Annotated in this window: 15 protein-coding genes; 9 read left to right on the forward strand and 6 right to left on the reverse strand. The window is 59.2% G+C overall.

Translation table 11 applies throughout. The features are described from left to right. A partial coding sequence (locus K309_RS37185) for a transposase domain-containing protein (RefSeq protein ID WP_035878241.1) occupies positions 1–287 on the forward strand: 287 nt, incomplete at its 5' end. Positions 288–622: 335 nt separating this feature from the next. On the opposite strand, the gene recD2 is transcribed toward K309_RS37185, so the two are convergent. Further along, the gene (gene recD2, locus K309_RS0123480; protein ID WP_029048688.1) at positions 623–2,812 is read right to left on the reverse strand and encodes an SF1B family DNA helicase RecD2; all 2,190 of its coding nucleotides are present in this window, start codon (positions 2,810–2,812) and stop codon (positions 623–625) included. A gap of 139 nt (positions 2,813–2,951) precedes the next feature. Here recD2 and K309_RS0123490 point away from each other — a divergent pair, with 139 nt between their 5' ends. From K309_RS0123490 to K309_RS40225, 5 genes are all read left to right on the forward strand, one after another. After that, positions 2,952–4,730 carry a hypothetical protein gene (locus K309_RS0123490; RefSeq protein ID WP_035878242.1) on the forward strand — a complete coding sequence of 593 codons (1,779 nt, stop codon included), beginning with the start codon at positions 2,952–2,954 and terminating at the stop codon, positions 4,728–4,730. Positions 4,731–5,223: 493 nt separating this feature from the next. Next, entirely contained in the window at positions 5,224–6,516 is a 1,293-nt protein-coding gene (locus tag K309_RS0123495; RefSeq protein ID WP_029048690.1) for a site-specific integrase, read from the forward strand. After that, complete coding sequence (locus K309_RS0123500) at positions 6,509–8,230, forward strand: site-specific integrase (protein ID WP_029048691.1); 1,722 nt, start codon at positions 6,509–6,511, stop codon at positions 8,228–8,230. The genes K309_RS0123495 and K309_RS0123500 overlap by 8 nt, the downstream gene beginning before the upstream one ends. Then, complete coding sequence (locus K309_RS42520) at positions 8,227–10,275, forward strand: hypothetical protein (RefSeq protein WP_029048692.1); 2,049 nt, start codon at positions 8,227–8,229, stop codon at positions 10,273–10,275. The genes K309_RS0123500 and K309_RS42520 overlap by 4 nt, the downstream gene beginning before the upstream one ends. Next, a complete protein-coding gene (locus K309_RS40225; protein ID WP_084402511.1) occupies positions 10,256–10,696 on the forward strand; it encodes a hypothetical protein in 441 nt (146 codons plus the stop codon). The genes K309_RS42520 and K309_RS40225 overlap by 20 nt, the downstream gene beginning before the upstream one ends. Before the next feature lie 92 nt (positions 10,697–10,788). Here K309_RS40225 and K309_RS37190 read toward each other — a convergent pair whose 3' ends face one another. Genes K309_RS37190 through K309_RS37195 form a run of 3 tightly spaced genes read right to left on the reverse strand, consistent with a single transcriptional unit; the run spans position 10,789 to position 11,745 of the window. Next, positions 10,789–11,148 (reverse strand): SOS response-associated peptidase family protein, encoded by a 360-nt coding sequence (locus K309_RS37190; RefSeq protein ID WP_051320574.1) that lies wholly within the window; start codon positions 11,146–11,148, stop codon positions 10,789–10,791. Between the two features lie 34 nt (positions 11,149–11,182). Beyond that, entirely contained in the window at positions 11,183–11,470 is a 288-nt protein-coding gene (locus tag K309_RS0123515; RefSeq protein ID WP_029048693.1) for a hypothetical protein, read from the reverse strand. Between the two features lie 20 nt (positions 11,471–11,490). Continuing rightward, positions 11,491–11,745 carry a hypothetical protein gene (locus tag K309_RS37195; RefSeq protein ID WP_035878243.1) on the reverse strand — a complete coding sequence of 85 codons (255 nt, stop codon included), beginning with the start codon at positions 11,743–11,745 and terminating at the stop codon, positions 11,491–11,493. 728 nt (positions 11,746–12,473) lie between these two features. Here K309_RS37195 and K309_RS0123530 point away from each other — a divergent pair. From K309_RS0123530 to K309_RS0123545, 3 genes are all read left to right on the forward strand, one after another. Continuing rightward, complete coding sequence (locus K309_RS0123530) at positions 12,474–12,917, forward strand: pilin (RefSeq protein WP_035878252.1); 444 nt, start codon at positions 12,474–12,476, stop codon at positions 12,915–12,917. A gap of 60 nt (positions 12,918–12,977) precedes the next feature. Beyond that, positions 12,978–13,223 carry a hypothetical protein gene (locus tag K309_RS0123535; RefSeq protein WP_029048695.1) on the forward strand — a complete coding sequence of 82 codons (246 nt, stop codon included), beginning with the start codon at positions 12,978–12,980 and terminating at the stop codon, positions 13,221–13,223. Between the two features lie 475 nt (positions 13,224–13,698). After that, positions 13,699–14,043 carry a hypothetical protein gene (locus K309_RS0123545; protein ID WP_232232466.1) on the forward strand — a complete coding sequence of 115 codons (345 nt, stop codon included), beginning with the start codon at positions 13,699–13,701 and terminating at the stop codon, positions 14,041–14,043. A 42-nt stretch (positions 14,044–14,085) separates the two neighbouring features. Here K309_RS0123545 and K309_RS42525 read toward each other — a convergent pair whose 3' ends face one another. Both K309_RS42525 and lexA read right to left on the reverse strand, forming a co-directional pair. Then, a complete protein-coding gene (locus K309_RS42525; RefSeq protein ID WP_198030846.1) occupies positions 14,086–14,256 on the reverse strand; it encodes a hypothetical protein in 171 nt (56 codons plus the stop codon). Between the two features lie 113 nt (positions 14,257–14,369). Further along, the gene (gene lexA / locus K309_RS0123555) at positions 14,370–15,026 is read right to left on the reverse strand and encodes a transcriptional repressor LexA (RefSeq protein WP_029048697.1); all 657 of its coding nucleotides are present in this window, start codon (positions 15,024–15,026) and stop codon (positions 14,370–14,372) included. Positions 15,027–15,262 lie beyond the last annotated feature (236 nt).

A 15,262-nucleotide genomic window follows, 5' to 3' on the forward strand; every position in this document is an offset into this window, starting at 1 on the left:
CCAAGCTCGTCCGTTACGTCGAGAACGGCGCCTGGCCGATATCGAACAATGTGATTGAGAATTCGATCAGGCCGTTCACCGTAGGGCGCCGGAACTGGCTCTTCTGTGACACCGTGGCTGGCGCGAACGCAAGCGCGAATCTGTACTCGATCATTGAGACCTGCAAGGCCAATGGCGTCGATACGTACCGCTATCTCGTCGCCTTGTTCAAGGCGCTGCCGCTCGCGAAGACCGCTGACGACTACGAGGCCTTGCTGCCTTGGAATCTCAAGACATCCGCTGTTTAGCCGACCTCGTATCCGGCCGCAAGAGGCGTTGTTAGTCGACCGCTTACGTTGATCGGACCGACCGAATGGACATTCGGTCGTCAATTCGGCCGGACGGCGGACGTTTATTCGTATTTCGCGGTTGATTTCGTCTTGTGCTGTGCGATGGATACCGTCAAACGTCGATGGCTTCGGGGGGGCGTCGCAGAACGGAGATGAAAGGCCGTTCTAAATGGATCTGCGAGTGGTGTGACAGTGCAGGCGACGCGAATCACCCGTCGCCTGGAGGAGGAAGCGGGTGTGCCGCCACAGTTGGCCGAAGACGGCCTGGAGGCAGCAGCATTAACACGCGCGGATCAGGGAGATAACCATTCTGCGAGCTTCGACCAGCGACGTTCCGTTTGCTTGCCCTTGACCGCAATCGCCAGTGCACGCTTTTGACCGACCAGTACAACGAGGCGCTTGCCGCGCGTGATGCCGGTGTAGATCAGGTTCCGCTTGAGCATCATGTAGTGCTGCGTCGAGACGGGGATCACCACAACCGGATATTCCGATCCCTGAGATTTGTGGATGGTCGTCGCGTAACACAGCACCAGCTCATCCAGTTCTCCAAATGCGTAGGTGACGATGTGCTCATCAAAGGTCGCTGTGAGCTCCTGCTCTTCAGCGTCGATGTGGGTCACGAATCCAATGTCGCCGTTATAGACGTCCTTGTCGTAGTTGTTCTCGATCTGCATGACCTTGTCGGCGACGCTGAAGCGATAGCCAAACTTCTCGATACTGTGTTCGCCCGGCGGGTTCAGCGCCTCCTGCAACATCTGGTTGATGCCGCGAGCGCCGGTGAGACTGCGGTTCATCGGGCACAGCACCTGAATGTCGCGCACGGGGTCCAACTGGAATTTTCGGGGTAGCCGGGTCTTGACCAGGTCGACGACGGTCCGGGCAACCGCCTCGGGTTCTTCCGCCGGCACGAAATAAAAATCGGACTCTTCGCCTTTTTCCGGGAGGGTCGGGAACAGCCCCTGATTGATCTGGTGGGCGCTCCGGACGATGCGCGACGTGGCGGCCTGCCGGAACACCTCAGTCAGGCGTACGACAGGCACCGCGCCCGATTCGATCAAGTCAGAGAGAACCTGTCCCGGGCCAACCGAGGGGAGCTGATCCACGTCGCCGACGAAGATCACCGCGGTGGCGCTCGCTACCGCCTTCAGTAACTGGTTCGCCAGCGGCACGTCGACCATCGAGCACTCGTCAGCCACCAGCAGATCACATTCGAGCGGCGACTCCTCGTTGCGCTTGAATTGCCCATTGGCCGGATTGACTTCAAGCAGCCGGTGGATCGTCTTCGCCTCAAGCCCGGTCGATTCCGACAATCGCTTGGCCGCCCGTCCGGTTGGTGCGCACAACAACGCCTTCACCTGTTTTGCACGCAGGATCGTCAGTATCGAATTGACCAGTGTCGTCTTCCCGACGCCAGGGCCGCCGGTGATGACCAGCAGCTTTGACGAAAGAGCCAGACGAATCGCCTGCTTCTGGCTATCGGCAAGCTGGATCGCGAGCTTTTTCTCAACCCAGGGAATTGCCTTGTCGGCGTCAAATGCGGTCCATGGCGGCGATCCAGACTTCAGGCGCTTCATTTGCGAGACGATCGAAAGCTCGGCGTTGTACAACGGCGCGAGGAAAACGCTTGGAACGCCGTCAACGGTATCGGCGATTACGACTTCCTCTGCCAGTTCCTGGTCGATCGCATCCTCGATGATGGCTTGCGGGATTTCGAGCAGCTTCACGGCAAGCGACACGAGTTGGCTCCGGGGGAAGCCACAGTGGCCTTCTCCGGCTGCTTCTGACAACGCGTAGGAGACGCCAGCCCGTGCACGCAGCGGGGAATCATGTGCGATACCGATCTTCTGGGCGATGGTATCGGCCGACAGGAACCCGATGCCGCGAATGTCCCGGGCCAACCGGTAAGGATTTTCCGTGACGATAGCGATGGCGTCCTGGCCATAGGTCTTGAAAATCCGCACGGCGCGGGACGTCGAAACGCCATTGCCATGCAGGAAGACCATGATCTCGCGAATGATCTTCTGATCGGCCCAGCCCGAGGTGATCTTTCTGGCACGTATCACGCCAATCCCCTCGACCTCCCGAAGCCGCTCAGGTGTCTGCTCGATGATGTCGAACACGGCAGCACCGAAGGCTTTGATCAGCCGGCCGGCGTATACAGGACCGATACCCTTGACCATCCCGGAGCCGAGGTAGCGCTCAATGCCGGTCAGCGTGTTCGGTGGCGAAATCTTGACGAAGACCGCCTTGAACTGTCTCCCGTGCTCGCGATCCGTAACCCATGTACCCGACGCCGAGGCGTACTCTCCTGGCGCCACGGTCGGGGTGTGTCCGATCAGGGTGACGAGTTCACGCTCGCCTTTGACCTTCAGACGCAGGACGCAGAAGCCACTATCGGCGTTGTGGAACGTGACACGCTCGACCAGTCCCGCGAGGCGTTCCGGATCGGGCCTGGGGGCGACGTTGGGGGGGCTTGCTGACATGGATGAAGCGCGGCTTGTTGGATCGCTACTGAAACGCTGACAGGACCCGCATCCTACCGTGTAAGACTACGAGCGAGCCGGAGATGTCGAAGATAATGCAGATCATCGTCGTCCCTGAGAAGCACATCCAATTTTGCCAATGAACACGTTGAACGAAGTGCTCGCCCGCCTCACCATCGACCAGCTGAAATCGCTGATGCGCTGGCTTCCTGATGCCTCCCCCACCGGCAGGAAAGATCTACTGGTCGGGGCGATCCTGCGAAGTCTTGCCGGGGACGGGCTGCGCGCACTCTGGGATCGTCTGGATGACATCCAGCGGATGGCGGTGGCGGAAACTGCGTACGCCCTGGATGGTTCCTTTGATGGAAACCGGTTTCGGGCGAAATACGGGCAGTTGCCCGATTTCACCATCAAGGAGAATGGCCGCCGCCATTCGTATTATGGACCGCCGACGGCGTTGGGCCTTTTTTTGTATCACCAGGATGGGTGTTACAGCCTGCCCGATGATATGCGCGAGCGACTGAGGACCTTCGTGCCCGAACCCGAGGCCGTCAGGCTGAGCACAATCGAAACGCTTCCGGAGGAGATCGGCGAAAACCGGCTGACGGTGCGACACACCGAGCGCGATGCCATGGTGGATCTGTCGGTTCTGCTGCGTCTGACTGATCAGGGCAAGCTCCAGGTCAGCGACAAGACATCGCTGCCCGGCTCAGCCACGCTGCGCCTGTTGACGGAAAGCCTCGCCGGCGGCGATTTCTATGCCCACAAACCAAAGCAAGATCAATGGGATCAGGAAATCGGCCCGATCAAGGCGTTCTCGTGGCCCCTGCTGCTTCAGGCTGCCGGACTGGTGCAACGGAACGGTAGCAAACTGGCATTGAGCACGACGGGGCGGAAAGCTTTGACGTCTTCCCCAGCCAGTGTATTGGGTACGATCTGGAGCAAATGGCTTAAGTCGAATCTCTATGACGAGTTCAGCCGCATTGACGTCATCAAGGGGCAGAAATCGAAAGGTCGCGTCATGACCGCGGTGGCGCCGCGTCGTGCCGCTATCAATGACATACTGCGGCTCTGTCCGGTTGGAGCGTGGATCGATGTCGATGACATTTCCCGGTTCATGCAGGCGACAGGCCAAACGTTTGACGTGACGCACAACCCGTGGAAGCTTTACATCGGCGACCCGCAATATGGCAGCCTCGGCAATAACGGCTTTCATCATAGTTGGGAGATTCTGCAGTTCCGCTACCTCCTCTGCTTCCTGCTCGAGTACGCCGCCGCCCTTGGCATCATTGATGTCGCCTACATCGAAGCGACCGGCGCGCGCAACGACTTTGGCGACCTGTGGGGGACTGACGATCTGGAATTCCTCAGCCGCTACGATGGCCTGATCTACTTCCGCGTGACGCCGCTGGGTGCCTGGTGTCTCGGATCGGTTGAGGATTACACGCCCGTCCCGATCCAGCCGAGCGTCAAGCTGTCTGTCTTGCCCAGTCTGCACGTAAATGTCGTCGGCGGAAGCCTGTCGACGGAAGAATCGCTGACGCTGGATACCTGGGCCGTAGAGGCAACGGACAAGAGTTGGCGACTGGACCGCCAAAAGGCTGTCGGAGCGATTGAAAAAGGGCGCGACATTGCCGAACTTCGAGCGTTTCTGCAGACCCGGGAAGACCAGCCCCTCCCAGAAACGGTGGAGTCCTTCATCAAGACCACCGAGAAACAGGGCAAGGCGCTGAAAATCTCGGGTACCACATTGCTGATCGATTGTGAGAATGCGGAAATCGCCGCCATGATCGCCACGCATAAGGAAACAGCCAGTCTGTGTCTACGCGCCGGTGATCGACAATTGGTGGTCAGGCTTGAAATCGAAGAAAAATTCCGGACTCAAATTCGCATTCTGGGTTTTGGCATGATTACCTGAAGTCGGACCTTGAGGCGGATCACATGCGGCAGATGTTCGCTAAAGGGCGCTCAGCGAAATCCGCGAATGTCTCTTTTTTCGAAAGCGGGTCCCCGTCACGGTACTTATCTGCCCTTGTCTCTGATCCGCGACGAGCCGGAAAGACCGAGGAGGGACGAGCACGGTCGGCGCGCGAAGGTCCGTTGACTGGGCGGAGCCGACATTCGAATGTCCGTGCGATAGCGCACGCCAATGGCCGCAGATGGCCGGCTTCTGCCCAACGGGTCAACGCTGTTGGAGGCTCTCGGAGTGGCAGCATAGACACGCTGGCTCGGAAAGCAGCTTAAAGCCGTTGCTCCCTGGGCACATTGAAATCTGGACACTGCGGTCCAGCTATCCTGACACGGGTACCCCATACACGGCTACTTACCGGTAAGCAGGAACAGGGAACAGCACGTAATGGACGTGTAGCCCATATCGTCGACAGTATGGACACCGACGACAGGAGGTGCCCATGGCTACTCTTGAACATATCCATTTTGTCCCCCACCGATGTGAGATTGTCGATGGAAAAGTGGATTATGCGCTGCAGCGCAACGGTCGTGCGATACCTGCCTTACCGCAGATATTCTGGGCTGATCACTCCCCATGGAGGGAGGCAAACCTCTGGGCCGTCGACCGTGTCGGCCGCGAGATGGTCGTCGTTGAGACCGTGGAAGCGAATCTCCGTGGCCTTGCCGACTACGCCTCGTTCCTGGAATCTCGGAACTTGAAGTGGTTCGCCTTTCCGATCCGCAAGGAGGAGCGCTGCCTCGTACAGTATCGGGGCGCCCTCATCAACGCCCGGAATAAAGGCCTGATTAGCCCTTCGACCGCGAGCATGCGGATGCGCCATGTCGTTCATTTCTATCGTTGGGCTCAGGCACGCTGTCTGTTTTCGCCTACATCGCCGCTCTGGCGTGAAAAAATCGTCTATATCAAATACTTCGACTCGGTTGGCTTTGAGCGAACCCTTGCGAGGCTGACGACTGACCTTGCGATTCCCAATCGCATTCGCCCGGGTGAACGGCTCGAGGACGGTCTGCTGCCAGTGTCCACAGCAGACCGCGATGGGATTCTCGCTTTTGCACACGAACACGCCAGCCCGGAGTTGTTTCGCATACTATCGCTCGGTTTCTTTGCCGGGATGCGTTTAGGCACGATCTGCGATTTGAAGGTCAAGACGCTTGAGCGCGCCGTCCCGGATCCTTTGGCGCCAGGGTTGTACCGCCTCGCCGTGGGCCCCGGCGCTTCGCCACCGGTTCACACCAAGTTCGGCGTCACTGGGCAGGTGTGGATTCCACAGCCGTTGTTGGAAGACTTGATGGAGTACTCCGGCAGCCCTCGGCGCTTGATGCGGGAAGCCAAGGCATCCCATCAGGACCGGCATTTTCTCTTTCTGACGCGGTTCGGCAATGGCTACGGCCGGCGCGGCTCGGATCAGTCGACGGCAGTCAACGTCGAGATGTTCTCCTTGCGGCGGGCTGGGGTGGCGGCCGGCCTTGGCGTACTGAGGCATTTCCATTTTCATCAGACCCGCTGCACGTTTGCCACCGAGTTGGCGCGCCTGGTCATTGCGGCCGGTGGCGTCGTCAACGCCGTTTCCATCGTGAAGGACGCCTTGCTGCACCGGGACGAAGCAACAACGTTCCGATACATCAAGTTCCTCCAGAAGGCCTCCGCCAAGGAGGCGGCTGCCAACGCGTTCATGGCCGCTTTTACTGGGATCGTCAATCGGGCAGACACCATGAGGAGTCGAGATGCTTGAGGTCGATCTTCCAGACCTGACGTTTCCAATGGTGCGGCTCGGCGCCAAGGAGACGCGTTGGGATTTGCGCTGCCTACTTTATCGTGGCGGTGCCGCGGCAAAAGTGAATAAGGTTGCTGGTCTTATAGCAGGTGGCGACTTGGGAACACCTGTCCTGAAGCGGATTCAACTCGTTCAGAGGATGCACGCAGAGATTGCGAGCGGCCTTGTCGGCGGTGGTGGCAAAGAGACCGCAAGGACCAAGATCTATTGCCTGCGGCGGTTTTTCGCATGGGCGGATGATGCCGGACCTGTGTTGTCCCTCGACACCGTGGTCTATGCATTTATTCACTGGACCGACTATCTCTTGCAGCGGCAACGCATCAACGGTGATTTGAGGGAGCGAGGGGTGTACCAGCTTGCCAAGTCGGTCGCCGCTGTCCTGGACATGGTTTTGGAAAGGCGCATCAGCATTCTGGTCGATACGCGAATTCGCAAGCCCCGCGATGATTGGGTGGTTCACAACACAAAGGCAAGCAAGCATAACCTGGAAAAGTCGTTTGCGTTCGGGCACGCGCTGGCTGATATCTGCGACGCGTTGACTGTGGAAGCTATACGCGGTCCACTGCCAGTGCGAATTCCATTGCGCACCGGGAAGGTCATCGAAGAGTGGTCGTTCCTGCCGCGCCCCGAAGTCGACAAGCCGATTGAAGGAGATGCATCACGACGGCGACGTGCTCCGATTTCCGATCAGGCGCGTGGGGCGTGGATGGCCGATACTTCGCTTCGCACTCGATATCCCCTGGTCAATTTGAGGATCGAAGCCGAGCTACTGCTGTTCATCGCCCAGACGGGACTGAACCGGGCCCAGGCGCTCACGGCCAGAGTCGCCCATTTCCACTATACGAGTCACTTGGACGGCTATCAGGTGCGGCGATACAAGCATCGCCGGCAAGGCGAGGTTGAGTTCGAGATCTATCGCGAATATCGTGCCCTATTCGAGCGTTACCTCATCTGGCGCTCAACCATGTTTCCGGATGATCCGTGCGGTTTGCTATTTCCGTTTGTGAGGCGCAGTCGCGCGGAAGACACTCCTCCATCGTTCACCAGGGTCCGGACGGTATGCAGCAAGCTTGGCATAGCCTTCGTGCCGCCTCGGGCTCTGCGCAAGGTCAGGGTCAACTGGTTACTGCGTGAGTTACAGGATCCAGCGGTGGCGGCTGAGATGGCACAGCACGCGCGCGAGACCTTGCTACGCGACTACGTCGAGCCTAATCCACAGGTCGCAATGCTGGAGATTTCGCGCTTTCACAGCCGCGCCGATCCGAACATCGCGCCTCCTGGTCCGGGACGATGCGTATCGCCAACGCCTGCAGCCTTACCGGGTATCCCGCCACAAGCGACTCGTCCCGACTGCGTTAGCCCGGCTGGCTGCTTGTTTTGCGTTCACCATCGCGACGTCGATAGCGAGAACCACGTTTGGTCCCTGGCAAGCTTTCGCTACCTGAAGTCACTCGAACTGGCACGCGACCGTCCGTCGTCTGGAGCCAAGACATCGGCGGTCCCGCATCCCGCTGCACTCGCCATCGACCGGCTGACCGCCAAGCTGAAGTTCTATGAAGGCAGTAGCAAGGTGCGGGGATTGTGGGTACGCGAAGCGCTCCTGCGCATTGAAGAAGGCGACTATCACCCCACCTGGCAGGGCTTTATCCAACTCGCCGAGGTTCGCTCATGAGCGTCGATCCCTTGCGGCTTGGACTCGCGATTGAGTCCCCTCTGGTTGTCCCCACTGCGCCTAACTACCGTCCGCCGACGTGGCCCCCGGCACAAGACTGGCCGGCGGTCATTGACGCTGCAGGCAACGTGGTGAGCCGTTGGGGCGATTCGATCTGGCGTTTGGACCCGTGGGCAGGCAAGGCCATTCCGCTCAATTTCGGTGATGGCCGTTTGACCAATTCACCGCCGATTGATCGGGCCAACGCGGATCTACTGAGAAGGATCGCCGGCTGGTGGTTGTGGGGACCCCACGGCGCGCGGTCGGCAAGAACGTTGGAAACAAAATTCGACCTGATCCGACCGCTGTTTGCCTTGTGTTCACGGGAGGGCATTCTGGCGTCAGATTTGATGCGCTTCCCGCGAGTCGCAGACCGGCTTTGCGAGGTGATTTCGCCATCGAGCGGGAACGACGTCATGCGAATTCTGCATGCCATTTATGAGCATCGCGACAATCTCGGCTTCACCTTGCTGGACCGGGAAGGGATGACCCGCTTAGAGGCAGCACTGCCCGCCCACGAGACGCTGCAGACACCTTACATCCCGCCGCGCATTTGGCGATACCAGTTAGAACGGCTTCGCACATGCCTCGACGATTTCCTCGCACACCGAGAGCGAGTCGAGGACTGCTTTCGATTTTGCGTTGATGCCTATGCCTGGAACTATGGATCTCTTACAGCAGCTTTTGCGGGACCCGCCTCCTCGGCGTCCAATCCCTTCCAGTGGCCACGCGGCGTTACCGGAGCGAGAAGCGGCAAGCAGTTTTTCGGTCCCTTTGCGCTGACGGCTGAAAAGTTCGGTATTGACGAGCTGCTGGCGTGCTGGGTGGGGCCTCGTGGTCGCCAATATGGCAAGGCATCGATCGGAGTGGATTCGTTCTCCGGATACTTAACCCTGATCAGCCGGGTCGGGCTTGCCTATTTGCTGAATTTCTCGTTGATGCGGATCGAGGAAGGATGGAACCTCCGGGCAGACTGTCTTTGTGTCGAAGAGGATCCTGTCTTTGGTCCCATCCATACTTTGCACGGCGTGACGACCAAGACGATGCGCGACCATGAGGCGATTTGGATTGCGTCACCGTCGGCGAAGGCGGCGGTGGAAGCCATGAACGCCGTCGCGCGGCTACGGATCGCGTGTGCCCAGGCTAATCCAGCCGTACCGCTTACACCGGATGACAGGCGCAATCCTCTTCTGCAGACCCATGTCTATGAGCCGTGGAACGTGGGTCGCACACCGGCCTATCACCTCCGGCATAGTAATCCCACTTACGCTGCCGTGCTGACTTTGTACCCGAAGTTATTTGATCCGGACGAACTGCGCATCACCCAACCGGACCTTGACTTGGCACGGCTTGTCACGCCAACACTAGATTCTCCGCGGTTTGCAGTGGGCAATATATGGCCACTAGCGTGGCACCAGTTGAGGCGAACCGGGGCGGTCAATATGCAGGCTTCCGGCCTCGTGTCGGACGCTTCGCTTCAGTACCAGCTCAAGCACGTCTCACGCGCAATGAGTTTGTACTATGGCCGCGGTTATGCTCGTGTTCGGCTCGAAGAAAACGCCCAAACGCTCTACGTACGAACTCTGTATGAGACCCTCGGTAAGGAACTCGCTCGCATGACGACAGACCGTTATGTTAGCCCGCACGGGGAGAAGCGTAAGGCAGAGATCGTACGGCTCATCGATCCGAAAGACGCAAAGAAGTTGACGAAGCTCGCAAAGGAGGATCGCGTGGCCTGCCGCGAGATCCTGCTTGGCCTATGCACGAACCGCCAGCCGTGCACCTATGGCGGCATCGAGTCCATCGCGCATTGCGGTGGTGGCCACGAGGGGAAGCCCTGTCCTGAAGTCTTGTATGACAAGGAAAGGGTTGGGCAAGTTAAGGCCTTGGAACGGCATCTCAACGAACAGCTCGCAGATGCGCCGCCTAGCGGTCCATTACGGGCATCGCTTGAAGCACAGAAACGCAGCGTGAGGAGCTTCTTCGATGTCATCAAATCAGATTGATCCCAACTCGCGGCCGTCGGCTGAAGCAGCGTATCGTCAAGCGTTCGAGCGTCTAAAACGAGGGCAGCCCGAGCGGCTGCCTGAAGGAACGCCGGTGAGCCAGAATAACGTCGCCAAGGAAGCCGGCTGCGATCCTAGTGCATTGAAGAAGTCACGGTTCCCGACCCTAATCGCGGACATTCAGCATTACCTGGAGACATATGCCGACGATCGCCCACCATCCCCACGTCAAACACTGCAAGCGCAGCGCAAGCGCAATCGGAACCTACGAGATCGAATCGAGGATCTCACGAAACAACGGGATGTGGTTACCTGTCTGCTCAATGAGGCCAATGCAAAGATTCTCGAGCTAACGGACCGCGTCGCTGAATTGGAAGCCAAGTCAGCTACCAATGTAACGCCAATCTGTAGTCCGCCATAATGTCGGCCGGCTGCTCTTCGCCGCAACAGCCAAAAGCAAGGCCTCAAAGGTTCTCCTGATGAATCCACCTGAGCGCTATGGACATTGTCAATTCAGCTCAAGGCCGCTCCAGGACTGAAAATTTTGGATGTCCATACCGTGGCAACTAATCGGTAGGCCGGGATCAGACAGAGCTGGCCGGCCCTCCAGTGGCGCGCGAACGAAACCAGCTGGCCGATGGTCTCGCTACGCGCGTTCATCGTGGCGCGCATCTTCTGGCCCTCACGCAGCTGGCTGCGCGGCGTCATGCCGAACGACCCGAGCAAACACTCGCGCTCCGCGCCGTCTGCTGCGCGAACGATCGGCGCGGCATAGTCCTGCCAAATCTCTGGCTTCCACTCAGCCTGCGGCGGCTCGATGCCGAAGATGTCGTGCAGCACCTGGCGCTGGATCGGGGCATAGTTGACGCACATGAGAGTCTCCCGAATCGGCGGTAGGGGATCGATCCTACACCACGGGTTCTGCGCGGTACGCCGACCAGAAGTAATGCGAATGCCGTCCGTGGCGGGCTTGCTTCTTCTCGATAAACAGACGCACGGTCCCGAGATGCCCCGCCTCCACAAGCACCTCATGGTGGCTTGGCGCCTCGCGCGTGGCCGGACCGAGTGTTTGTAGCGCTGCGGCGATGTGATTGCCCTGGACCTGGGCGAGAATGCCGTTGGCGCCGATTGCGGGAATCGGGTCGCAGGCTGTGGGCCGAAGGTGGCAGCCGGCCGCCAGTTTGCTGTTGCCCATGGTTCAGATCTCCGAGCGTTTCAGCGCAGGGTGAAGCGGACCGTGGCCGCATCCGCTGCAGCCCATGGGCCTACGGCAAGGCGGATCAGCTGACCGTCTTTCCAGTAGGACAGGAAATCGGGCCGCCACTTCAGTGCACGCAGCTGCCTCGCTTCCAACCCGGTCACGACGAGGCCGCCGGCAGTGGCCGCAACCGCTTCGCACGGCAAGCGCAACTCCTCGCTGTCCTCGCCGAAGTAATGGGCTTCCAGAAAGATGGTGGTGGGGGCGGGCATAGTGCGTTCGGGCTCAATTAATACTGTATAAATATACAGTATTCGCTCGCAGTAGGCACGGATCCTCGGGGAAATACTGACCACCTCAGGAGACGATCATGTGCTCTATGGGCTGCCAGCAGCCGGCCCCCAATCCTGGCCGAGTCGTACAGAGGAAGAATCCGGCAAGGGAGAGGGAACAACCCGCCGTCCAAAGGGAAATAGATTGACGGTTCGGGCCTTTGGACGGCCCATGTGGACTGCAGGACTGTATGAACAGAAAAATACAGAAGGACTGGATATTGGGAGCGGCTTACCTGACTCAAGTCCGTTGGAAGAAAAGAGAAGCGGCCTGGATCTTTCGATCCAACCCATTGTTTCCATTGGGTTTTTATGGTCTGGGTGACATGATTCGAACATGCGACCCTCTGATCCCAAGTCAGTTGCGCTGTCTGCATAGCAGCCTGGTAAGTGCGGAAGCGCTCGGATCGAACATGTGGATGTGACAAAAATTGTCACCTGGCGCACCGACGGGGTGACAAAAATTGTCACGCTCCGGCTGACGCACGGTGACAAAAATTGTCACTCACCCCACCGGCTGCGGGCAAGGTCTGACAAAAATTGTCACTTTTCCGCCGTTTTTACTCATTTGAGGTATCTGGCACGCCTCATGCTCTATGTTCCTCCAGCAGCAATTCGCTGCGTAACTTAAAAATTTTGGGGGTCAACTCATGCTGAACAAAGCGCGGATGGGAAAACGGGTACAAAAAGGCTTCACGCTGATCGAACTGATGATCGTAGTGGCGATCATCGGTATCTTGGCTGCGATTGCAATTCCGCAGTACCAGGATTACACGGTCAAGTCGAAGCTGTCGAAAGTGGCTGCGTGCGCGGAGCCTATTAAGCTCGCTGTTGCGCTTTACGCTCAACAAAATGGTTCGTTCCCTACAACGGCTGATGATTGGACCGGCTTGGGCCTGAAGGCAGCTCCCACCGCAACCAGCGTATGCTCGGGGTACTCGGTCACTGCCGCCACGGGTGCTGTCGTGATTACGATGACGGGCATCAAGGCCACCGTTATCGACGGTTTGACGCTCACGCTGACGCCCACTATTAATAGCACTGCCGTGAACTGGGTTCCGACCACTACTGCCACCGACGCGCTCGTGCTGCAGTATTTCAAGGCGTCCTAAGTAAGCGAGGTCAGATTTAAGAAGGCGCCTCCGGGCGCCTTTTAGCTTTTGGAGTATCCCGTGACATTGCCAAACCTACCCAGCGCTGCCGAATTGGTCGCCTCACTGGACGAGGAACTGATTGACCTTCTCTACGAACGCCTCAAGATGGCGGCCGAACTGCCCCCCGTGGAGACGCACGATGACGTGGCGCGAGAGGTTCAGCGCATGCGCAGCTTGGCTGCAATCTATCGGGTGCCCCCGGATCTCGGGGAGGCGATGGCGCTTGCGCTAATTGAGGCGCGCAAGCAGTGGAAGGGCGCATAAATGCAAAAGGCCCGCCAGTGCACTACATCACTCTTCGAGGGGTCATGTAGTTAGGCGAGCCGCCGACGAATCGGCGCGCCAATTATTCCGTGCCTCCAGGATCTTCGTCAAGATCAACATCCGCCTAAATTGCGCATCTGCACGCGCTTCCATCTCTCGTCGGAGAGCGCCATGCGGGTGGAACAGAGTAGCGGGCACCCGTGCCCGTTGCCAAATCTTTGGAAGATTGCGAAAATGTGCCTGCGCCGACGCGGGATAGCGCTTGGCCCAAATTCCAAAGAATTTGCGTAAGCTGTTGATTATTTTGGGGATTGGCTCAGGATTGTGATTCCTGTCGTCGTGGGTTCGAGTCCCATCAGCCACCCCAAGTTGCCAAGTAAAACAGCGCCTGTGAAGGCGCTGTTTTACTTTGTGGGTCGAATTCCAAAGGGTTCGTATGTTCCTTCGAGCAGCGGTAATGGGCGTTGGCGTGGCAATGGCCGCGATGATGGCGGGGTGTGCCACTGGCACGTCGGAAAAAGACATTCGCGCGCGTCCGCCGATGCGCTTGTTCACGCCGGCAAGAATGGCTGACGTTGCCAAATGCCTGCGCAACAATCTCGGCGATGAGGCCACGGTCGTCAACCTGCCGGCAAAGAACCAGACGGAAATCCGGATCGGGCAGCCAAACGGCAGCGGCGAGTTTGCATATGCTTACCTGATCTCGCTGACGGCCAGGCCGGATGGCACGGCCGTCGAGCTGCGCAAGACCAATACGTGGTTTCCGCAGATGACGCCGGAAGAATTGGAAACGGAAACCAAGGCGTGCGCGCGTAGCTGATTCAGGGCGGGGCGCAGGCCAGCGAGTGAGGCTACTCCAGCTTCAAATGGCCAGCTTGTTCGTGGTTTCCAGTTCAAGCATCCTGCAGATAGCGGCCATGCTGCCTACCATGGTCCGGCGCTGCGCGCCCTGATAGACGCGTACGCCCTTGCACTGGCGGAACGGTACCGGCTTGACCGGGCGGCGGGTGGCGACGTGGTGGGTTTGCGGCATGGTTGCACCTCTTTCTTGGGCAAAAGCGGGGTCAACACCCGGCAAGCCGGGCGGCGTCTGCAAAGCAATGGAAGCGGGTGGGTCCGTGCAGGCGCAAGGCCTGCCGTGCCCGGCTAGAAGCCGGAGGATCGGATCAGGCCGACCGCGATGCCTTCCAGCGAAAACTCTTCACGCCCGGGTTCAACGATGATGTTGGCGAAGTCCGGGTTTTCCGCGATCAGCTCGATATGGCCGCCGCGCCGCTGCAGGCGCTTGACCGTGACATCGTCGCCGAGTCGTGCCACCACGATCTTGCCGTTGGGCGCTTCGCTGGCGCGGCGCACGGCGAGCAGGTCGCCGTCGAGAATACCGGCGTCGCGCATGCTCAGGCCGCGCACGCGCAGCAGGTAGTCGGGGCGTTCATCGAAGACCGAGGCGTCGACCTGGTACTGGCGGTCGATATGCTCGGCGGCAAGGATGGGGCTGCCGGCGGCAACGCGGCCAACCAACGGCAACGTCAGTTGCAACACGCCGGGAATGGGCAGCGAGAACTGGTCCGGCATTTCCGAATCGCTGCGCGACACCTTCAGGCGGATGCCGCGCGAGGCGCCCGGAGTCAACTCGATCACGCCTTTGCGGGCCAGCGCGCGCAGGTGTTCTTCCGCGGCATTTGGCGAGGAAAAGCCGAACTCGGCAGCAATCTCGGCGCGCGTGGGCGGGAAGCCGGTGCGGCGGATCGTATTGCGGATCAGATCGAAAATCTGCTGCTGCCGGGGTGTCAGGGTCGCCATGGGATCGCCGTTCCGTGCAGGCGCGCTGGAGCAGGGGATGGATGGGCTTCCCAACGGGCTGGGCTGTCCCCGAAATCCTGCATCCGGCGGGCCGGGCACTGTATGTTTAAACAGTATGCTGTGATTTTATACAGTATCGGCTTCAGCGCAAGCAGAATTTTTGGTGGCGCGCGTGAACCGATCGGCATCGGCGCGCGCCATGCTGGCGGAAGTCCGCCATTACAATCGCGATCGAT

The organism is Cupriavidus phytohabitans, from assembly GCF_000426345.1.
Taxonomy (GTDB): domain Bacteria; phylum Pseudomonadota; class Gammaproteobacteria; order Burkholderiales; family Burkholderiaceae; genus Cupriavidus.

Coding starts and splice junctions, on each gene's coding strand:
- K309_RS42525 (WP_198030846.1), bottom strand. CDS start 14,256: ATGCCGCAAACCCACCACGTCGCCACCCGCCGCCCGGTCAAGCCGGTA.
- K309_RS0123490 (WP_035878242.1), top strand. CDS start 2,952: ATGAACACGTTGAACGAAGTGCTCGCCCGCCTCACCATCGACCAGCTG.
- K309_RS37195 (WP_035878243.1), bottom strand. CDS start 11,745: ATGCCCGCCCCCACCACCATCTTTCTGGAAGCCCATTACTTCGGCGAG.
- K309_RS0123500 (WP_029048691.1), top strand. CDS start 6,509: ATGCTTGAGGTCGATCTTCCAGACCTGACGTTTCCAATGGTGCGGCTC.
- K309_RS0123515 (WP_029048693.1), bottom strand. CDS start 11,470: ATGGGCAACAGCAAACTGGCGGCCGGCTGCCACCTTCGGCCCACAGCC.
- K309_RS42520 (WP_029048692.1), top strand. CDS start 8,227: ATGAGCGTCGATCCCTTGCGGCTTGGACTCGCGATTGAGTCCCCTCTG.
- K309_RS0123530 (WP_035878252.1), top strand. CDS start 12,474: ATGGGAAAACGGGTACAAAAAGGCTTCACGCTGATCGAACTGATGATC.
- K309_RS0123545 (WP_232232466.1), top strand. CDS start 13,699: ATGGCCGCGATGATGGCGGGGTGTGCCACTGGCACGTCGGAAAAAGAC.
- K309_RS0123495 (WP_029048690.1), top strand. CDS start 5,224: ATGGCTACTCTTGAACATATCCATTTTGTCCCCCACCGATGTGAGATT.
- recD2 (WP_029048688.1), bottom strand. CDS start 2,812: ATGTCAGCAAGCCCCCCCAACGTCGCCCCCAGGCCCGATCCGGAACGC.
- K309_RS37190 (WP_051320574.1), bottom strand. CDS start 11,148: ATGTGCGTCAACTATGCCCCGATCCAGCGCCAGGTGCTGCACGACATC.
- K309_RS40225 (WP_084402511.1), top strand. CDS start 10,256: ATGTCATCAAATCAGATTGATCCCAACTCGCGGCCGTCGGCTGAAGCA.
- lexA (WP_029048697.1), bottom strand. CDS start 15,026: ATGGCGACCCTGACACCCCGGCAGCAGCAGATTTTCGATCTGATCCGC.